We start from the raw sequence: 15,817 nt of genomic DNA, 5'->3' as shown, positions 1-15,817 counted from the left end.
GTCCGCCTTTCGCTTTGCAGCAATCGGCATCCAGTCGGTGATGTCCCGTTTATGAAGCAAGTGCTACAAACCCCCTTGCCGGCTTAACCCACCGGCGATCGGGCCGCCCGGACAAGACCGTGCGGCCCGATTTTGTCGGGGGCTATTCGACCGTCACCGACTTGGCCAGATTGCGCGGCTGATCGACGTCGGTGCCCTTGGCGACCGCGACGTGATAGGCGAGCAGCTGAACCGGCACGGCGTAGACGATCGGCGCGATCAGCGGGTGGACGGCGGGCATCTCGATCGTCGCCATCGCGTCCTCGCCCGCCTGGGCCAGCCCGGCGGCGTCGGAAATCAGCACCACCTTTGCGCCCCGTGCCTGCGCCTCCTGCATGTTGCTGACCGTCTTGTCGAACAGCGGTCCCGATGGCGCGATGACGATCAGCGGCACGGCTTCGTCGATCAACGCGATCGGCCCGTGCTTCATCTCGCCCGAGGCATAGCCCTCAGCATGGATGTAGCTGATCTCCTTGAGCTTGAGCGCGCCCTCCAGCGCCAGCGGATAGTCGGGGCCACGGCCCAGATAGAGCACGTCGCGCGCGATCGCGATCGTCCCCGCCATCGCCTCGATCTCGGCGTCATGCGCCAGCGCCGCGTTGATCGCCGCGGGCACTTCGCGCAGGTGGCGGACGATCTCGCGCTCCTCGGCTTCGTCCAGCCGGCCCTTGGCACGCGCCAGATTGACCGACAACGCCGCCATCACCGCGAGCTGGCACGTGAACGCCTTGGTCGACGCGACGCCGATCTCCGGCCCGGCATGGGTGGGCATCAACAAATCGACCTCGCGCGCCATCGAGCTGGTCGGCACGTTGATGATGCCGGCGGTGGTGACGCCGTTCGCCTTCATGTGGCGCAAAGCCGCCAGCGTGTCGGCGGTCTCGCCCGACTGGCTGACGACGACGCCCAGCGTGTGGGGCAGCAGGACGGGGTCGCGGTATCGGAACTCGCTCGCCACATCGACCTCGACCGGCAGGCGCGCGAACTGCTCGATCCAGTATTTGCCGATCATGCCGACATAGCTGGCGGTGCCGCACGCGACGATGACGACGCGCTCGACCGTCGACAGGTCGAACTCCATGTCGGGCAACGCGACCTGCTCCTCGACCGGGCGCAGATAGCTGCGCAGCGTCTGGGCGACCACCACCGGCTGTTCGTAGATTTCCTTCTGCATGAAGTGGCGGTGATTGCCCTTGTCGATCAGCGCGCCCGTGATGCCCGACAGGGTTACGGGGCGCTCAACCGGCCGGTTGTCGCGATCGAATACCTGCGCGCCGCCGCGCGTCACCACCACCCAGTCGCCTTCGTCCAAATAGGCAATGCGCTGGGTCAGCGGCGCGAGCGCGAGTGCGTCCGATCCCAGAAAGGTCTCACCCCCATTTTCCTCGGCGCCATGCCCGACCACCAGCGGCGACCCCAGCCGCGCGCCGATCAAGAGGTCAGGGTGATCCTTAAACAAAATGGCCAGCGCGAAGGCACCGTGCAGGCGGGGCAGCACCGCCTTGACCGCGTCCTGCGGGCTGGCGCCGCGATCGAGCTCGCGGTCGATCAGGTGCGCGACGACTTCGGTGTCGGTCTGGCTCAGGAAGGTGCGGCCGTCGGCGATCAGCTCGTCGCGCAGCGGCTTGAAATTCTCGATGATGCCGTTGTGGACCAGCGTCACGCGGCCAGCGACATGGGGGTGGGCATTGTCCTCGGTCGGCGCGCCATGCGTCGCCCAGCGCGTGTGCGCGATGCCGACCGTGCCGGGCAGCGGCTCCTCGCGCAGGCGGGTGCCGAGATTGACCAGCTTGCCACTGGCGCGCCGCCGCTCGATCGCGCCGTTGTGCAGCGTCGCGATGCCGGCGGAATCATAGCCGCGATATTCCAGCCGCTTCAGCCCGTCGAACAGGCGATCGGCGACGTCCGCGCCGCTGATGATCCCGACAATGCCGCACATGATTTGGAGCTTTCGTTACAAGGTGTAGGGGACGCGGATGCCCGGCATATTGGCCGGGAAGTCCTTGGTGTTGTTCGTGACCAGAATGCGATGATTGACCTGAGCTGACGCCAGAATGAGCGCATCGGCCAGGCGCAGCCGCGGTCGCTCGCGGCGCAGTGCCGCGGCATGTTCGGCGGTGCGAAGATCGATCTCGTCGATGGAAAAGCCGTTCAGGAAGGTCTGGATGGTGCGCATCGTCGCCCCGCTCTCCTTGGACATCACCTCGATCCAGGCAATCCGGCTGATCCAGGGGCGATCGACGCGCGCAATTTCGGCGTGCGCCACCCGGTCTCCGTGCAAGGCATAGATCAGGATGTTGGCATCAAAGGCATAGCTGCTCACCGGTCTGAGCGCTTCTGCCCGGTCGTCCTGCTCGCTGACATGTCGAGATAGCGCTGACGCTCGCGGTCATCCGTCTCATCGAACAGGTCGGGAAATTCTGCCCGCACCGCCTCGTAATCGTCATCCCACGGCCGCGTCCACGACGCCCGCTCACGGCGCTGCCATTCAACGGCGTCTCCGATGTCGGTCCGGTCTTTCCAAATCCCGATGGCTTGATCCAGCCACGCCTTGTCGTTCGGCGCCTGGTCTTGCGCTTTGTAGGTCGCGACGACATCCCTGAGCAACGACGCGCGCGATATGCCCCGCTCAGCCGCCCGCTGGTCGAGCCAGCGGATATCCTCCTCAGGCAAATCAGCTAGAATGCGGGTCATGTCAGTTTGATATCATGTGACGATATCATCGTCAATCGCGCGCCTGCTTGCGCGCTTTCATCATCGCGCGGAACTTCGCCGCCCAGCCCGGCCGGCTTTCCTGTTTGCCGCGCGCCAGCGCCAGCGCGTCGGCCTCGACATCGCGCGTCACCACGCTGCCCGCGGCGACGATCGCGCCCGCGCCGATGTTGACCGGCGCGACCAGCGCGCTGTTCGATCCGACGAATGCGCCCGCGCCGATTTCGGTGCGATATTTGAAGAAGCCGTCATAATTGCAGGTGATCGTCCCCGCGCCGATATTCGCGCCCGCGCCGATGCTGGCATCGCCCAGATAAGTCAGGTGATTGGCCTTGGCCCCCGCGCCCAGCCGCGCGTTCTTGACCTCGACGAAATTGCCGACGCGCGATCCCGCCTCCAGCACCGCGCCGGGGCGCAGCCGCGCGAACGGGCCGACCGAAACGCCGCCAGCGATCGTCGCGCCTTCGACATGGCTGAAGGCGTGGATGACCACCCCGTCCGCGACCGTCACCCCGGGGCCGAACACCACATTGGGTTCGATCACGACGTCGCGGCCGATCACCGTGTCGTGCGCGAACCACACCGTCTCCGGCGCGATCAGGGTCGCGCCATCGGCCATCGCCCGGACGCGCCGCTGCTGCTGCCACGCCAGTTCGAGCGCGGCGAGGTCGGCGCGGCTGTTGACGCCGGCGACTTCGGCCTCGGCTACCTCGACCATCGCCGAATGGCGGCCATCGGCGGCGGCGATGGTCACGATGTCGGGCAGGTAATATTCGCCCGCCGCATTGTCGTTGCCCACGTGGTCGAGCAGGTCGAACAGATCGCTCGCCCGCGCCGCCATCAGCCCGGAATTGCACAAAGTCACCGCGCGCTCGTCGGCGCTGGCATCCTTGTATTCGACGATCCGGTCGATGCGGCCCTCCGCGTCGGCGATCACCCGGCCATAGGCAGCGGGGTCGGCGGCGCGGAACGCCAGCACCACCACTGCGGGAGCGTCAGGGGCGTGCAGCCGGTCGATCATCGCGCGCATCGTCGCGGTCGCCACCAGCGGCACGTCGCCATAGAGGATCAGCACGTCGCCCGCGAACCCGGCCAGCGCCTCCCGGGCCTGGAGCACGGCATGCCCGGTGCCCAGCTGCTCCGCCTGATGGGCAATCGCGACGCCCAGCGGGGCCACCGCCGCCTCAACCTGGTCGCGCCCGGCGCCGACCACCACGACGGTGCGCGCCGGCGCGAAATCGCGCGTCGCGTCGATCAGGTGGCGCAGCATCGGCTTGCCCGCGATCGGGTGCAGCACCTTGTGCAGGTCCGACTTCATCCGCGTGCCCTTGCCCGCGGCGAGGATGATTGCAGCGGTTTCCATCACGATCCTCTCCACGCTCGTCGCAGGCGCGACTGCCACGAAACGGCCCGGGGTGCCAGTGCCGGGCGCGGGCTCAGCCGACCGGCCGGTGGCCGCCGCGCCACTTGATCCACAAATGCCGCGCCAACATCGCCAGCGGCATCCGCAGCCAGTGCCCGCGCAGATAGAAGCCGAACTCGGTCAGCTTGCGCGTCCGCCGGCCCCAGCCGTCACGCGACAGGATACGACGCAGGAACAAGGCGTCGAGCGCGTCGCGCCGCAGCCATTCCGGCGGCAGCTCCGTGCCGTAGAGCGCATGGGCCAGCCGCAACGACCGGGCGACCGCCGGCCACAGGCCATGATGGCGCGCGCGCGCCTGCAGCCCCTCGACCCCGAACTCCTCGACCAAGCAGTGAATGTCCCACAGGTTGCGCAAACCGCCGGCCAGGTCGCCATCGGCGATCAGGTGCGCGGCCGCGTGCACGATGACGTCATCGGGGGCGAGCATGCGCAGCCCCGGCGCAATCTCCACCGCGCGCGCGATCAGGCCGTCGGCATCGGGCCGCACCCGCGCGGTCAGCGGCAGGATGGTGTGGTGCACGTCGATCATGCGATCGCGATCGCGGTGGATCATCGGGGGCAGCTCGTGCATCCACCGGCGGTAATAGGCGTCGTCATAGGGATCGGGCTTGACCCATTCCCACCCCGCGGCGAGCAATGCTGCCTCCGCCGCGTCCAGCCGGTCGCGCGACACCAGGATGTCGAGATCGCCGATCGAGCGCCCCTGCCCGGCCTTCAGCCCCGCCGCGACGAATGCCGTGCCCTTCAGCAGCAGGACGGAGATTCCGGCCGGTGCCAGCGCGCGCCGCGCCATTTCCGCTTCCCACAGCGCGGCGATGCGCCCCTGTTCGGCGGATGCGCGCGCGTCGGCGAGGACGCGCGCCGCGGCCGGAGGGATTTTCAGCCCGTCGACGCGATGGGCGAGCGTCCCGATAATCTGTTCGGCGCGCGCCGCCGCGATCACCGCGGTCCAGCCCGCCGCGTCCAGCGACAGCGCGGATCCGGGTTCGCGCAGGACGCGGACCACCAGCTGCGCGCTCATGCGACCGCCGCCCAGAGCCGCTCGACCTCGGCCAGCGCAGTGTCGGTATCCGGATAGTCGATGGCATGCGCCGGCACCGATGCGACCAGCCGGGTGAGCGCGTCGAACCCGCGTTCACCCAGCGCGACATAGTTGGTCGACGCCTGCGTCAGCCGCATGAACGTCTCGCTCGCGGGCACCGGGCGCGTCGCGGCGGCGAAGCCGAAGCTCGGAAACAGGATGAGTGCCGGCTGGGCGGGCGCATCCATCGCCGCGATCGCCCGCGCATCGGGCACCAGATGGCGGATGTCGCCCTTTGGCGTCTCCGGCTGGGGCGGACCGAAGCGCGCGTCGGTCAGCGCAGCGGCGACGACATCGACCGCCCGGTTCTTCAGGCTGATCAGCCGGGGAAAGGCGTGCGCCAGGCCCGTGGCGGGATCGACCAGCAGGAATTCATCGCCCATCAGCCGCCACCCGCGCGCCATCAGCAGCGCCGCCAGCGTCGACTTGCCCGCCCCCGACACCCCGGTCAGGATCAGCGCGCGGCCATCGCGTTCGACCGCGGCGGCGTGGAGCAGCAGGTACCGCCGCTGGCCGAGCGCCATCTGCAGGTTCATGCCCATTTCGGCGGCGAGCAGGCCGAGGCGCAGCGGAAGCGGTGCGGCGTCGGGAATGGTGTAGTCGCCCGCGATCATCACGTTCGGGCGAACGATGCGTCGCCACGGGCGCGGCGCGAACAGCCGCACGGTGAAATCGGGAATGCCGTCGATCGGGCGCGGATAGTCGCGATAGAGCGCCCCGAGCTGGGCGATCGGCGCGCGCCAGTCCGATCCGATGCGAAAGCCGACCGGACCGATGCGGAGCTGGACGACGTGCTTCACCGGCCGGCCGTCACGCGCGCGCGACCAGGCCCGCCCGCGCCAGCTCGTCGAGGCGCGCGGACAGAGCCGTGGCGTCCGGGTCCGCCAGGTCGAAATCGGCGACGAGGCGCTCCAGCAGGGTCGCGGCGTCGATCGCGGCATCGCCCATCGCCGCCAGCATCTCGGGCACCGGCGAGGCGACGAGATGCGTCTGGCCCGACGGCCGGTGATAGATGGCGGTCAGCACATCCATCGCCACGATGCGCAGATGTCCGGCAGGCGCGGCGCGATAGACCGGCGGCGCCATCGCGATCAGCCGCGCGGCATCTGCAGCGATGCGAAGCAGGTAAAGCCGCTGGTGCCCTGCTGAAGCCGGCGGATATAGTTGGTATAGGCACGGTTGGTGGCGAAATCGGTATCGGGCAGACGTCCGCCCGCCAGCGCGCGCTTGACGTCCTCGCCCTTGAACGGGCGCGCCGCGGGGGGCACCGACCCCGGCGTGCCGGGCGCGACCAGCGTGCCGTCCGCAGCGATATAGTTGCCCGCCCGGCCCGGATCGGGAACCGGCACTTCGCAGGTCGAAACCGATGCCGCGGTTTGGGCGAGCGCGGGCCGGATCGAGACGATCGCCGACGCGCTGACGGCACCCAGCATCAGCGCGCGGCGGCGCGTGGAGGCGGGTCCGGGGGTGGGATCGTCGGTCATGATGCGCTTGTCATGCCCCGGGGCCGCTTTCGCAATCGTAAATTGCGGCGGTATCAAGTGCATTACGGGCGTTTTCGACTACAAACGGGACATGGGAATCACCTGGACGACCCGCATCGGCCTCGCGCTCGGGCTGATCGCCGCCGCTGCGGTCGGCATCGGCGCGCTCGGCGGCGACATCAACGGCATCGCCGTCGCACTGATCGGCGGCACCGCTGCCGTGCTGCTCGCCGGGCTCGAGGCGCGCGAGCGCACGATCGAACCGGAGCCGGTCGCGCCACCGCCGACCGAAATGCCCTTCGACGAGGCGGTCGAGGCGATCATCGACCCGGTGCTCGTCGTCGTCGACAATCGCGTCCTCCACGCCAATGACGGCGCGCGCACGCTGCTCGGCCGCCACATCATGGGCGAGGACGTCCGCCTGGCGATCCGCCATCCCGCTGCCGCCGAACGCCTGCTGAGCGGCAGCGAGCCGCCGAGCGAGCCGATCCACCTGGTCGGGCTGGGTACGCGGGACCAGCGCTGGGAGATGCGGGTGCGCGTCATCGCCAGCGGCGCCCGCATCGTCCACCTGATCGACCGGACGGGCAGCTACGCGACGGAGAAGATTCGCGTCGATTTCGTCGCCAACGCCAGCCACGAGCTGCGCACCCCGCTCGCCTCGCTGCTCGGCTTCATCGAGACGCTGCAGGACGAGGCCGGCGAGGACGCGGAAACGCGCGCGCGTTTCCTGAAGGTGATGCAGGCGGAGGCGGTGCGGATGCGACGACTGGTCGACGACCTGATGAGCCTGTCGCGGATCGAGGCCGAAAAATATCGCGAGCCCGACCAGCAGGTCGACCTGCGCGCCTTGATCGAGGAAGTGCGCGAGGCGCTGGCTGCGACCAATGACGAACGCGGCGGCGACCTGATCACCGAGCTGCGCGACGCGCCGCCGGTCAAGGGCGATCGCGCGCAGTTGAGCCAGGTGCTCTACAACCTGATCGGCAACGCGATGAAATATGGTCGGCCCGGTACCCCGGTGACGATCGCGCTTCGCCACGACGGGGGACCGATGGTCCGGCTGGCGGTGGCGGACGAGGGCGAGGGGATCGCGCCCGAACACCTGCCGCGCCTGACCGAGCGCTTCTATCGCGTTGATTCGGGGCGTAGCCGTGCGGCCGGCGGCACCGGGCTGGGGCTGTCGATCGTCAAGCATATCGTCGAACGCCATCGCGGGCGCATGGATATCGCGAGCACGCCGGGCGTCGGCACGGTCGTTACGGTGCTGTTGCCATCGTCGCAGCTGTCATCAAGCCGTAACGTCGCTGCAACACAGGCACCATGACGCGATGCTAGCCGCCGGCCGGGGGCCGAACCGGCATCAGCGATGGAGATACTCATGACCAGCCGTCTGGCGATTGTCGCGGCATCCTCCCTTCTGCTCGTTTCCTGCGATCAGGGGGCGGCACGCGACCAGATCAAGGTCGTCGGGTCGTCGACGGTCTATCCCTTCACCACGATCGTCGCCGAGCAGCTCGTCAACAACAATCCCAACTTGAAGGCCCCGGTGATCGAATCGACCGGCACCGGCGCGGGCATCAAACTGTTCTGCGCAGGCGTCGGATCACAGCATCCCGACATTCTCAACGCCTCGCGGCGCCTTTATGCCTCAGAGCTTCAGAACTGCACCGAAAATGGCGTGACCGGCGTGATGGAGGTGCAGGTCGGCACCGACGGCGTGGCGCTCGCCGAATCGCTCCAGGGGCCGAAGCTGTCGCTGACCAAGAAGGACATCTATCTGGCGCTCGCAGCCAACCCGATGGGCCAGCCCAACACGCGGCGCACCTGGCGCGACGTCAATCCCGCGCTGCCGGCGCTGCCGATTCAGGTGTTCGGCCCCCCATCCACCAGCGGCACGCGCGACGCGTTCGTCGAGCTGATCCTGGCACCGGGGTGCGAGGAAGCCTATCCGGAGGCCGCCGCGATCAAGAAGGGGCCGGACCCTGACCGCTATGCCAATGTCTGCACGCGCATCCGCGACGACGCGGCCTATGTCGACAAGGGGGAGAACGACAATCTGATCGTCCAGAACCTGTCGACCAACCCCAACGCGATCGGCATTTTCGGCTTCAGCTATCTGGAGGAAAACGACGACCGGCTGCGCGGCGTGCCGATCGACGGGGTCGAGCCGACCTATCAGACGATCGCGACCAACCGGTATCCGGGCGCGCGTCCGTTGTTCATCTATGTCAAGAAACAGCATATCCGCCCGATCCCGGGCATGCGCGCGTTTCTGGAGGCGTATGCGAACGCGTGGGCGCCGGACGGCCCGCTGGTCAAGCGCGGCATGATCGCGGCGTCGACGAATGTCCGCTTCAACTCGAAGAACATCATCGACAACGAAATCACCCTCAAGCCCGAGGACCTGAACTGATCGTGCCGCCCGCCCGCCTCACCGCGACGGCCGCCGCCGCATCCGGCGTCCGCCCCGACACGAAGACCCGTCGTTCGTGAACATCTTCGTCCTGTTGTTCCTGATTCTGGGCATGGGCCTGATCGGCTGGCTGGTGGCGCGCGCGCGCGCCGCCGGTTTCGATGCCGGTGCCGCGAAACGGTTGCACTCGCTGCCGTCGCAGCATGGCTGGTACATGGCGATGTGGACCGTCCTGCCCGGGCTGATCTTCCTCGCGGTGTGGAACATCCTCTCGCCCGCGCTGGTGCAGAGCGCGGTCATCGCCAGCCCGGCCGCCGCCGGCCTGCCCGCAATCGATTTCGAGCGCGCGGCGGTGATCGCCGAAGCGCGCAACCTGGCCAACGGCACCGCCTATGGCGCCTTCAACCCGCTGGCGGAGACGCTAGCGCCGATCTATGCCGACGCACAGGCACGCTATGGCTGGATCGGCACCGCAGTCGCGCTGCTGCTGACCTTTGCCGGCGGCGCCTTTGCCTATACGCGCGTCCAGCCGCAGTTCCGCGCGCGCACGCGCGTCGAGAACACGGTGATGCTGGCGCTGCTCGTCGCATCGCTGATCGCGATCCTGACGACGGTCGGCATCTTCGTCTCGCTCCTGTTCGAAAGCGCGCGCTTCTTCGCGATCGTGCCGGTCACCGATTTCCTGTTCGGCACGCGCTGGAGCCCGCAGGTGATCAGTGCCACCGATCCGGGCGAGACGCTGGGCGCGGTGCCGCTGTTCTGGGGCACCTTCTTCATCGGCGCGGTCATCGCGATGCTGGTGGCGATCCCGTTCGGGCTGATGAGCGCGATCTATCTCACCCAATATGCCGCGCCGCGCGTGCGCGCGTGGATGAAGCCGATCCTGGAAATCCTCGCCGGCGTGCCGACCGTCGTCTACGGCTATTTCGCGGCACTGACCGTCGCGCCGCTGGTGCGCGACTTCGCGGTCGCGATCGGCTTTACCTATGCCAGTTCGGAAAGCGCGCTCGCCGCCGGGCTGGTCATGGGGGTGATGATCATCCCGTTCGTGTCGTCGATGGCCGACGATTCGATCGCCGCGGTGCCGACCGCGATGCGCGACGGGTCGCTGGCGATGGGCGCGACGACGTCGGAAACGATCAGCCGCGTGCTGTTGCCCGCCGCGCTGCCGGGCGTGGTCGCCGGCATCCTGCTGGCGGTCAGCCGCGCGATCGGCGAGACGATGATCGTCGTGATGGCCGCATCGGGCGCGGCGACGATCACGCTCAATCCGTTCGAAAGCGCAACCACCGTCACCAAGCAGATCGTCGACCTGCTGACCGGCGAGGCCGAGTTCGACAGCCCGAAGACGCTCGCCGCCTTCGCGCTCGGCCTGACGCTGTTCGTCATCACCTTCCTGCTCAACATCGTCGCGCTGCGCGTCGTGAAACGGTATCGCGAGGCTTATGAGTAAGTCGATCGTCGCCCCCGTGCCGACCGGCACCGCCGAACCCGCGATCCGCGCGCCGACCGACTGGACGACGTCGGCGATGCAGCAGCGCATTCGCAGCCGCTATGCCGCAGAGCGCCGCTTCCGCCTGCTCGGGCTGGCGGCGGTGACCCTCTCCGCGGGATTCCTCGCCTTCCTGCTGATCACCATGCTGATGAACGGCATCGGCGGCTTTTCGCGGGTCGAGGTGGCGCTTCCCCTCGACCTCGCCGCCGCCGAGCTGAAGGTCACCGCCGACCGTCTCGATGACAAGGGCGCAGACCTCGCGCTTGCCGGCGCGGGGATCGAGGATGCGACCGCCAACGCCGCGGTCAAGGCGTTCGGTCCGGCGGGGCTCGACATCATCTCGCCCACCGCCTGGCTGGAGGTACGCGAGGCGGTGAAGCGCGATCCGACGCTGCTGTCGCGCAAGGCGGCGGTCGACGTACCCGTCGCCTCACCGATCGCCGAGGCCGCCAGCGGGCAGGGCACGCCGGAGGCCGAGGCGCTCGTCGCGACGCTCGAACAGCGCGGTGTGCTGACCCGGGGGTTCAACTCGACCTTCCTGACCCAGGCCGACTCGACCGACCCGACCGCCGTCGGCATCTGGGGCGCGCTCAAGGGGTCGCTGCTGACCATGATTGTCACGCTGCTGATCGCCTTTCCGATCGGCGTGCTGTCCGCGATCTACCTCGAGGAATACGCGCCCAAGAACCGCTGGACCGACCTGATCGAGGTGTCGATCAACAATCTTGCCGCGGTGCCCTCGATCATCTTCGGCCTGCTCGGCCTGGCGGTGTTCCTCGGCACGCTCCACCTGCCGCGCTCGGCCCCGATCGTCGGCGGGCTGACGCTCGCACTGATGATCATGCCGGTGATCGTCATCGCCGGGCGCAATGCGATCAAGGGCGTGCCGCCGTCGATCCGCGACGCCGCGCTCGGCATCGGCGCCAGCCGCATTCAGGTGGTGTTCCACCATGTCCTGCCGCTCGCGCTGCCCGGCATCCTGACCGGCACGATCATCGGCATGGCGCGCGCGCTGGGCGAAAGCGCGCCGCTGTTGATGATCGGGATGCGCGCCTTCATCTCGCAGCCGCCGGGCGGCTTCACCGATCCCGCGACCGTGCTGCCGGTCCAGATCTTCCTGTGGTCGGACCAGATCAGCCGCGGCTTCGTCGAAAAGACCAGCGCCGCCATCCTGGTGCTGCTGGTCTTCCTGCTCGCGATGAACGCGATCGCCATCTACCTCCGCAACCGATTCGAGACCCGCTGGTAATGAATGAACTCGCCACCCCGCTCGCCGCGCCCGCGCTGCGCAACGCGCCGCACACCAAGATGGCGGCGCGCGACGTCAACGTCCATTACGGGTCGACCCACGCGATCAAGGGCGTGTCGATCGACATCGACATGGAGAATGTGACCGCGTTCATCGGCCCGTCGGGCTGCGGCAAGTCGACCTTTCTGCGCTGCCTCAACCGCATGAACGACACGATCCCGATCGCGCGGGTTGACGGCGAGATCACGCTGGAGGGCGAGAACATCTATTCCCCCGCGATGGACGTGGTGCAACTGCGCGCGCGTGTCGGCATGGTCTTCCAGAAGCCCAACCCGTTCCCGAAGTCGATTTATGAGAACATCGCCTATGGCCCGCGCATCCACGGCCTGGCCCCGGGCAAGGCCGACATGGACCGCATCGTCGAACAGTCGCTGCGTCGCGCGGGGTTGTGGGACGAGGTCAAGGACCGGCTGAACGACAGCGGCACCGCGCTGTCGGGCGGCCAGCAACAGCGGCTGTGCATCGCGCGCGCCATCGCGGTCGATCCCGAAGTCATCCTGATGGACGAGCCCTGTTCGGCGCTCGACCCGATCGCCACCGCCAAGATCGAGGAGCTGATCCACGAGCTGCGCGGCAAGTACGCGATCGTCATCGTGACGCACAACATGCAGCAGGCCGCGCGGGTGTCGCAGCGGACCGCCTTCTTTCACCTCGGCAATCTCGTCGAATACGGCGTGACGTCGGAAATCTTCACCAATCCTCGCGAAGAGCGGACCAAGGATTATATCACTGGCCGTTATGGCTAAGGCGGGGTTGCGTAGCGTGAGCGAGCATACGGTCAAGATTTTCGACGACGAGCTGGGCGAGCTGCGCGGGCTGGTCGCGCAGATGGGCGGGCTGGCCGAAGCCGCGATCGGCGCGGCGATGGAGGCACTGGTCCAGCACGACGCCGCCGCCGCGCAGCGCGTCGTCGACGGCGACAAGCGCATCGACGCGCTCGAGCACGAGATCGAGCGGCTGGTGATCCGTCTGATCGCGCTGCGCGCGCCGATGGCCGACGACCTGCGCGAGATCGTGGCGGCGATGAAGATCGCGGGGGTCATGGAGCGGGTCGGCGACCATGCCAAGAACATCGCCAAGCGCGTGACCGCGATGGAGGATAACCGCCATATCGAGCCGCTGTCGGTGCTGCCGGCGATGGCGATCCTGGCGAGCGAGATGCTGCACGACGTGCTCGACGCCTTTGCCGCGCGCGATGCGCAAGCCGCGATGGATGTCTGCGAGCGCGACCGCGCGGTCGACGATTTCTACAACAGCATCTTCCGCGCGCTCGTCACCTTCATGATGGAAAATCCAAAGAGCATCAGCCAGGCCGCGCACCTGCTGTTCATCGCCAAGAATCTGGAACGCATCGGCGATCAGGCGACCAACGTTGCCGAGATGGTCTATTATGCGGCGACCGGCGATCACATGGCCGAACGCGAGCGCATCGAGACGGTCGCCGATCAGTGAGCACGACCGAAGGACAAGGGTGGAACATATGGCGCGGGTGAAGATGCTGCTGGTCGAGGACGACGCGGCGCTGGCCGAGCTGCTGATCTGGCATTTCAAGCGGGAAGATTTCGAGGTCAAGCAGACCCCCGACGGCGAGGAAGCGCTGCTGCTCGCCAAGGAAGCGACGCCCGATATCGTCCTGCTCGACTGGATGGTCGAGGGGCTTTCGGGGATCGAGGTCTGCCGCCGGCTGCGCCGGATGCCGGAGACCGCCAATGTCCCGATCATCATGCTGACCGCGCGCGGCGAAGAGGAGGACCGGGTCCGTGGCCTCGAAACCGGCGCGGACGATTACGTCACCAAGCCGTTTTCGCCGCGCGAGCTGGTCGCGCGCGTCGGCGCGGTGCTGCGCCGCGTCCGTCCCGCGCTGGCGGGCGAGCAGCTGACCTATGCCGATATCGAGATGGACACGGTCGGCCATAAGGTCCGGCGCGGCGGCGAAGTCGTGCCGCTCGGCCCCACCGAATTCCGGTTGCTCAAGCATTTCCTCGAGCATCCCGGCTGGGTGTTCAGCCGCGAGCGCCTGCTCGACGCGGTCTGGGGGCATGACAGCGACATCGAAAGCCGCACCGTCGACGTGCATATCCGCCGACTGCGCAAGGCGATCAACCGCGGCAACCGGCCTGACATCATCCGCACCGTCCGCTCCGCTGGCTACGCGCTCGATTCGGGCGCCTGAGCGCCAGCAGGTGCCGCTGGGTCGGGCGTCGGAAGCACCAAACCCGCTCATCCTGAGTAGGGGCTGAGCTTGGCGAAGCCTGTCCTGAGCGCCTGTCTTGGCAGGCAGTCGAAGGGCTCAGCGGCTACCCAGGATGAGCGGGTCAATGGAGTGCGATCAGACCATGAGGGATAAAATTCCCGCGCGGATCGTTCCTCCTTTCGCGTGCGCTCGATTGCGCGCCTGTATGCGTAGGAGGAACACCATGAAACTCATCGCCCTTGCCGCGGCGCTTGCGGTCAGTGCGCCCGCGTTGGCGCAGACCATGCCGCAGACCCCCACCCAGCAGCCGACGACACCGACTGCCCCCGCTCCAGACGCGGGGATGACCGCGCCCGCGCAGCAGCCGATGGCCCAGCAGCCGATGAGCGGCCCGACCGCATCAACATCGCCGATGACGCCCGCACCCGCCGCCGATGCGGCCGATCCGGCAGGCGGCTATATGCCGTCCGGCCCGGCGCTGCAGGGCACGCCCCAACCGGGCGCGAAGGTGATCGTGCAGCAGTCGGTCAGCCCCGACCAGGCGTTCCCCGCGCCCGCCCCGATGGAGAAATATCCGCTGTGCAAGCGCGGCCAGTACGACAATTGCCGCCAGCGCGGCGGCTGATTGCCGGCCCCGGATGCGTGGTTCGGATGCACGGCCCGGATGCCGGGCCGTGCATCCCGTAACGGATTTGACGAACCGCCTGGCTCACGTCACCACTCGCGCCAACTGAATTGCGCGAGAGGACGACGCCCATGACCATCCGTTTCGACAACCAGGTTGCCATCGTCACCGGGGCGGGCGGCGGCCTGGGGCGCGCCTATGCGCTCGAACTGGCGCGGCGCGGCGCGAAGGTGGTCGTCAACGATCTCGGCGTGGCGCGTGACGGCACCGGGCAAAGCGACGCCGCGCTAAAGGTGGTCGACGAAGTCGTCGCGCTGGGCGGCGAAGCAATCGCGAACGGGGGCAGCGTCACCGACTATGACCAGATGGCCGCGATGGTCGCCGAAACCTGCGACCGCTGGGGTGGCGTCCACATCCTGATCAACAATGCCGGCGTCTTGCGCGACAAGAGCTTCGCCAAGATGGAGCCCGCCGATTTCCGCTTCGTCGTCGACGTGCACCTGAACGGTTCGGCGCATTGCACCAAGGCGGTGTGGGAAACGATGCGCGCGCAGAATTACGGCCGCATCCTGATGACCGCGTCGTCGACCGGCCTGTTCGGCAATTTCGGCCAGGCCAATTACGGCGCCGCCAAGCTCGGCCTCGCCGGCCTGACCAAGACGCTTTATCTCGAAGGGGCGAAGAACAACATCCGCGTCAACACGATCGCGCCCGTCGCGGGCACGCGCATGACCGAGGACATCTTCCCCGAAGCGGCATTCGACGCGTTCAACCCCGACGCCGTCGTTCCCGCCGCGCTCTATCTGGTCAGCCAAGATGCGCCAACCAACGCGATCGTCGGCGCCGGCGCTGGCGTGTTCCAGGCGAGCTATGTCACGCTCACCCGCGGCATCAGGCTGGCGGGCGAAGATCTGACCCCCGAGGGCGTCGCCGCGCATTGGGCTGCGATAACCGACCGCACGGGCGAGATCGTGCCCCAGTCGGGCAGCGAGCAGGCGCAGTCGATCTTCGCGCGGCTGGCGGGCAATTGAGGGTCCGG

17 protein-coding genes are annotated in these 15,817 nt (G+C 67.9%); 9 read left to right on the top strand and 8 right to left on the bottom strand.

Annotation, left to right across the window (positions count from 1 at the left end; genetic code table 11):
- Nucleotides 1-142: 142 nt before the first annotated feature.
- From glmS to GO308_RS12450, 8 genes are all read right to left on the bottom strand, one after another.
- Nucleotides 143-1,978, bottom strand: coding sequence for a glutamine--fructose-6-phosphate transaminase (isomerizing) (glmS, locus tag GO308_RS12485; protein ID WP_240885646.1), 1,836 nt, complete (start codon nt 1,976-1,978; stop codon nt 143-145).
- Between the two features lie 15 nt (nt 1,979-1,993).
- A complete protein-coding gene (locus tag GO308_RS12480; RefSeq protein ID WP_066480803.1) occupies nt 1,994-2,362 on the bottom strand; it encodes a PIN domain-containing protein in 369 nt (122 codons plus the stop codon).
- Nucleotides 2,359-2,733 carry a ribbon-helix-helix protein, CopG family gene (locus GO308_RS12475; protein WP_240885645.1) on the bottom strand — a complete coding sequence of 125 codons (375 nt, stop codon included), beginning with the start codon at nt 2,731-2,733 and terminating at the stop codon, nt 2,359-2,361. Before GO308_RS12475 ends, GO308_RS12480 begins: the two co-directional genes overlap by 4 nt.
- Nucleotides 2,734-2,764: 31 nt before the next feature.
- Nucleotides 2,765-4,114: a bifunctional UDP-N-acetylglucosamine diphosphorylase/glucosamine-1-phosphate N-acetyltransferase GlmU gene (gene glmU / locus GO308_RS12470; protein WP_066670050.1), complete on the bottom strand. Its 1,350-nt coding sequence runs from the start codon at nt 4,112-4,114 to the stop codon at nt 2,765-2,767.
- Between the two features lie 73 nt (nt 4,115-4,187).
- The gene (locus tag GO308_RS12465) at nt 4,188-5,195 is read right to left on the bottom strand and encodes a nucleotidyltransferase family protein (RefSeq protein ID WP_240885644.1); all 1,008 of its coding nucleotides are present in this window, start codon (nt 5,193-5,195) and stop codon (nt 4,188-4,190) included.
- The gene (locus GO308_RS12460; RefSeq protein WP_240885643.1) at nt 5,192-6,055 is read right to left on the bottom strand and encodes an HprK-related kinase A; all 864 of its coding nucleotides are present in this window, start codon (nt 6,053-6,055) and stop codon (nt 5,192-5,194) included. The genes GO308_RS12465 and GO308_RS12460 overlap by 4 nt, the downstream gene beginning before the upstream one ends.
- Nucleotides 6,056-6,065: 10 nt before the next feature.
- Nucleotides 6,066-6,341 carry an HPr-rel-A system PqqD family peptide chaperone gene (locus tag GO308_RS12455; protein WP_240885642.1) on the bottom strand — a complete coding sequence of 92 codons (276 nt, stop codon included), beginning with the start codon at nt 6,339-6,341 and terminating at the stop codon, nt 6,066-6,068.
- Between the two features lie 5 nt (nt 6,342-6,346).
- Nucleotides 6,347-6,739: a hypothetical protein gene (locus tag GO308_RS12450; RefSeq protein ID WP_066480795.1), complete on the bottom strand. Its 393-nt coding sequence runs from the start codon at nt 6,737-6,739 to the stop codon at nt 6,347-6,349.
- Nucleotides 6,740-6,830: 91 nt separating this feature from the next.
- Here GO308_RS12450 and GO308_RS12445 point away from each other — a divergent pair, with 91 nt between their 5' ends.
- The 9 genes from GO308_RS12445 to GO308_RS12405 all read left to right on the top strand — a co-directional run bounded on the left by GO308_RS12445 (nt 6,831) and on the right by GO308_RS12405 (nt 15,809).
- Nucleotides 6,831-8,066: an ATP-binding protein gene (locus GO308_RS12445; protein WP_240885641.1), complete on the top strand. Its 1,236-nt coding sequence runs from the start codon at nt 6,831-6,833 to the stop codon at nt 8,064-8,066.
- Nucleotides 8,067-8,120: 54 nt separating this feature from the next.
- Nucleotides 8,121-9,155 carry a substrate-binding domain-containing protein gene (locus GO308_RS12440; protein ID WP_066480793.1) on the top strand — a complete coding sequence of 345 codons (1,035 nt, stop codon included), beginning with the start codon at nt 8,121-8,123 and terminating at the stop codon, nt 9,153-9,155.
- Nucleotides 9,156-9,231: 76 nt separating this feature from the next.
- Nucleotides 9,232-10,608, top strand: coding sequence for a phosphate ABC transporter permease subunit PstC (gene pstC, locus GO308_RS12435; RefSeq protein WP_066480792.1), 1,377 nt, complete (start codon nt 9,232-9,234; stop codon nt 10,606-10,608).
- Entirely contained in the window at nt 10,601-11,899 is a 1,299-nt protein-coding gene (pstA, locus tag GO308_RS12430) for a phosphate ABC transporter permease PstA (RefSeq protein ID WP_066480790.1), read from the top strand. The genes pstC and pstA overlap by 8 nt, the downstream gene beginning before the upstream one ends.
- Nucleotides 11,899-12,705, top strand: a complete 807-nt coding sequence (pstB, locus tag GO308_RS12425; protein ID WP_066480789.1) for a phosphate ABC transporter ATP-binding protein PstB — start codon at nt 11,899-11,901, stop codon at nt 12,703-12,705. The genes pstA and pstB overlap by 1 nt, the downstream gene beginning before the upstream one ends.
- 16 nt (nt 12,706-12,721) lie before the next feature.
- On the top strand, nt 12,722-13,411 hold the full coding sequence (gene phoU / locus GO308_RS12420) for a phosphate signaling complex protein PhoU (protein WP_231727524.1): 690 nt from the start codon (nt 12,722-12,724) through the stop codon (nt 13,409-13,411).
- 28 nt (nt 13,412-13,439) lie between these two features.
- Complete coding sequence (gene phoB, locus GO308_RS12415; RefSeq protein WP_066480785.1) at nt 13,440-14,132, top strand: phosphate regulon transcriptional regulator PhoB; 693 nt, start codon at nt 13,440-13,442, stop codon at nt 14,130-14,132.
- Between the two features lie 244 nt (nt 14,133-14,376).
- Entirely contained in the window at nt 14,377-14,778 is a 402-nt protein-coding gene (locus GO308_RS12410) for a hypothetical protein (RefSeq protein WP_066549817.1), read from the top strand.
- A gap of 131 nt (nt 14,779-14,909) precedes the next feature.
- Nucleotides 14,910-15,809 carry an SDR family NAD(P)-dependent oxidoreductase gene (locus tag GO308_RS12405; protein WP_240885640.1) on the top strand — a complete coding sequence of 300 codons (900 nt, stop codon included), beginning with the start codon at nt 14,910-14,912 and terminating at the stop codon, nt 15,807-15,809.
- Nucleotides 15,810-15,817: the final 8 nt, after the last annotated feature.

Source organism: Sphingomonas sp. SFZ2018-12, from assembly GCF_022496715.1.
GTDB lineage: Bacteria > Pseudomonadota > Alphaproteobacteria > Sphingomonadales > Sphingomonadaceae > Sphingomonas.
Note: the sequence above shows the minus strand (reverse complement) of the source record. Positions and strands in the feature narration are given on the sequence as shown.

Excerpts from the sequence above, each read along its gene's own strand:
- GO308_RS12450 (WP_066480795.1), bottom strand. The coding sequence starts at position 6,739 with ATGACCGACGATCCCACCCCCGGACCCGCCTCCACGCGCCGCCGCGCG.
- GO308_RS12475 (WP_240885645.1), bottom strand. The coding sequence starts at position 2,733 with ATGACCCGCATTCTAGCTGATTTGCCTGAGGAGGATATCCGCTGGCTC.
- GO308_RS12410 (WP_066549817.1), top strand. The coding sequence starts at position 14,377 with ATGAAACTCATCGCCCTTGCCGCGGCGCTTGCGGTCAGTGCGCCCGCG.
- GO308_RS12465 (WP_240885644.1), bottom strand. The coding sequence starts at position 5,195 with ATGAGCGCGCAGCTGGTGGTCCGCGTCCTGCGCGAACCCGGATCCGCG.
- GO308_RS12455 (WP_240885642.1), bottom strand. The coding sequence starts at position 6,341 with ATGGCGCCGCCGGTCTATCGCGCCGCGCCTGCCGGACATCTGCGCATC.
- pstA (WP_066480790.1), top strand. The coding sequence starts at position 10,601 with ATGAGTAAGTCGATCGTCGCCCCCGTGCCGACCGGCACCGCCGAACCC.
- glmU (WP_066670050.1), bottom strand. The coding sequence starts at position 4,114 with ATGGAAACCGCTGCAATCATCCTCGCCGCGGGCAAGGGCACGCGGATG.
- pstB (WP_066480789.1), top strand. The coding sequence starts at position 11,899 with ATGAATGAACTCGCCACCCCGCTCGCCGCGCCCGCGCTGCGCAACGCG.
- phoB (WP_066480785.1), top strand. The coding sequence starts at position 13,440 with ATGGCGCGGGTGAAGATGCTGCTGGTCGAGGACGACGCGGCGCTGGCC.
- GO308_RS12445 (WP_240885641.1), top strand. The coding sequence starts at position 6,831 with ATGGGAATCACCTGGACGACCCGCATCGGCCTCGCGCTCGGGCTGATC.
- glmS (WP_240885646.1), bottom strand. The coding sequence starts at position 1,978 with ATGTGCGGCATTGTCGGGATCATCAGCGGCGCGGACGTCGCCGATCGC.
- GO308_RS12405 (WP_240885640.1), top strand. The coding sequence starts at position 14,910 with ATGACCATCCGTTTCGACAACCAGGTTGCCATCGTCACCGGGGCGGGC.
- GO308_RS12440 (WP_066480793.1), top strand. The coding sequence starts at position 8,121 with ATGACCAGCCGTCTGGCGATTGTCGCGGCATCCTCCCTTCTGCTCGTT.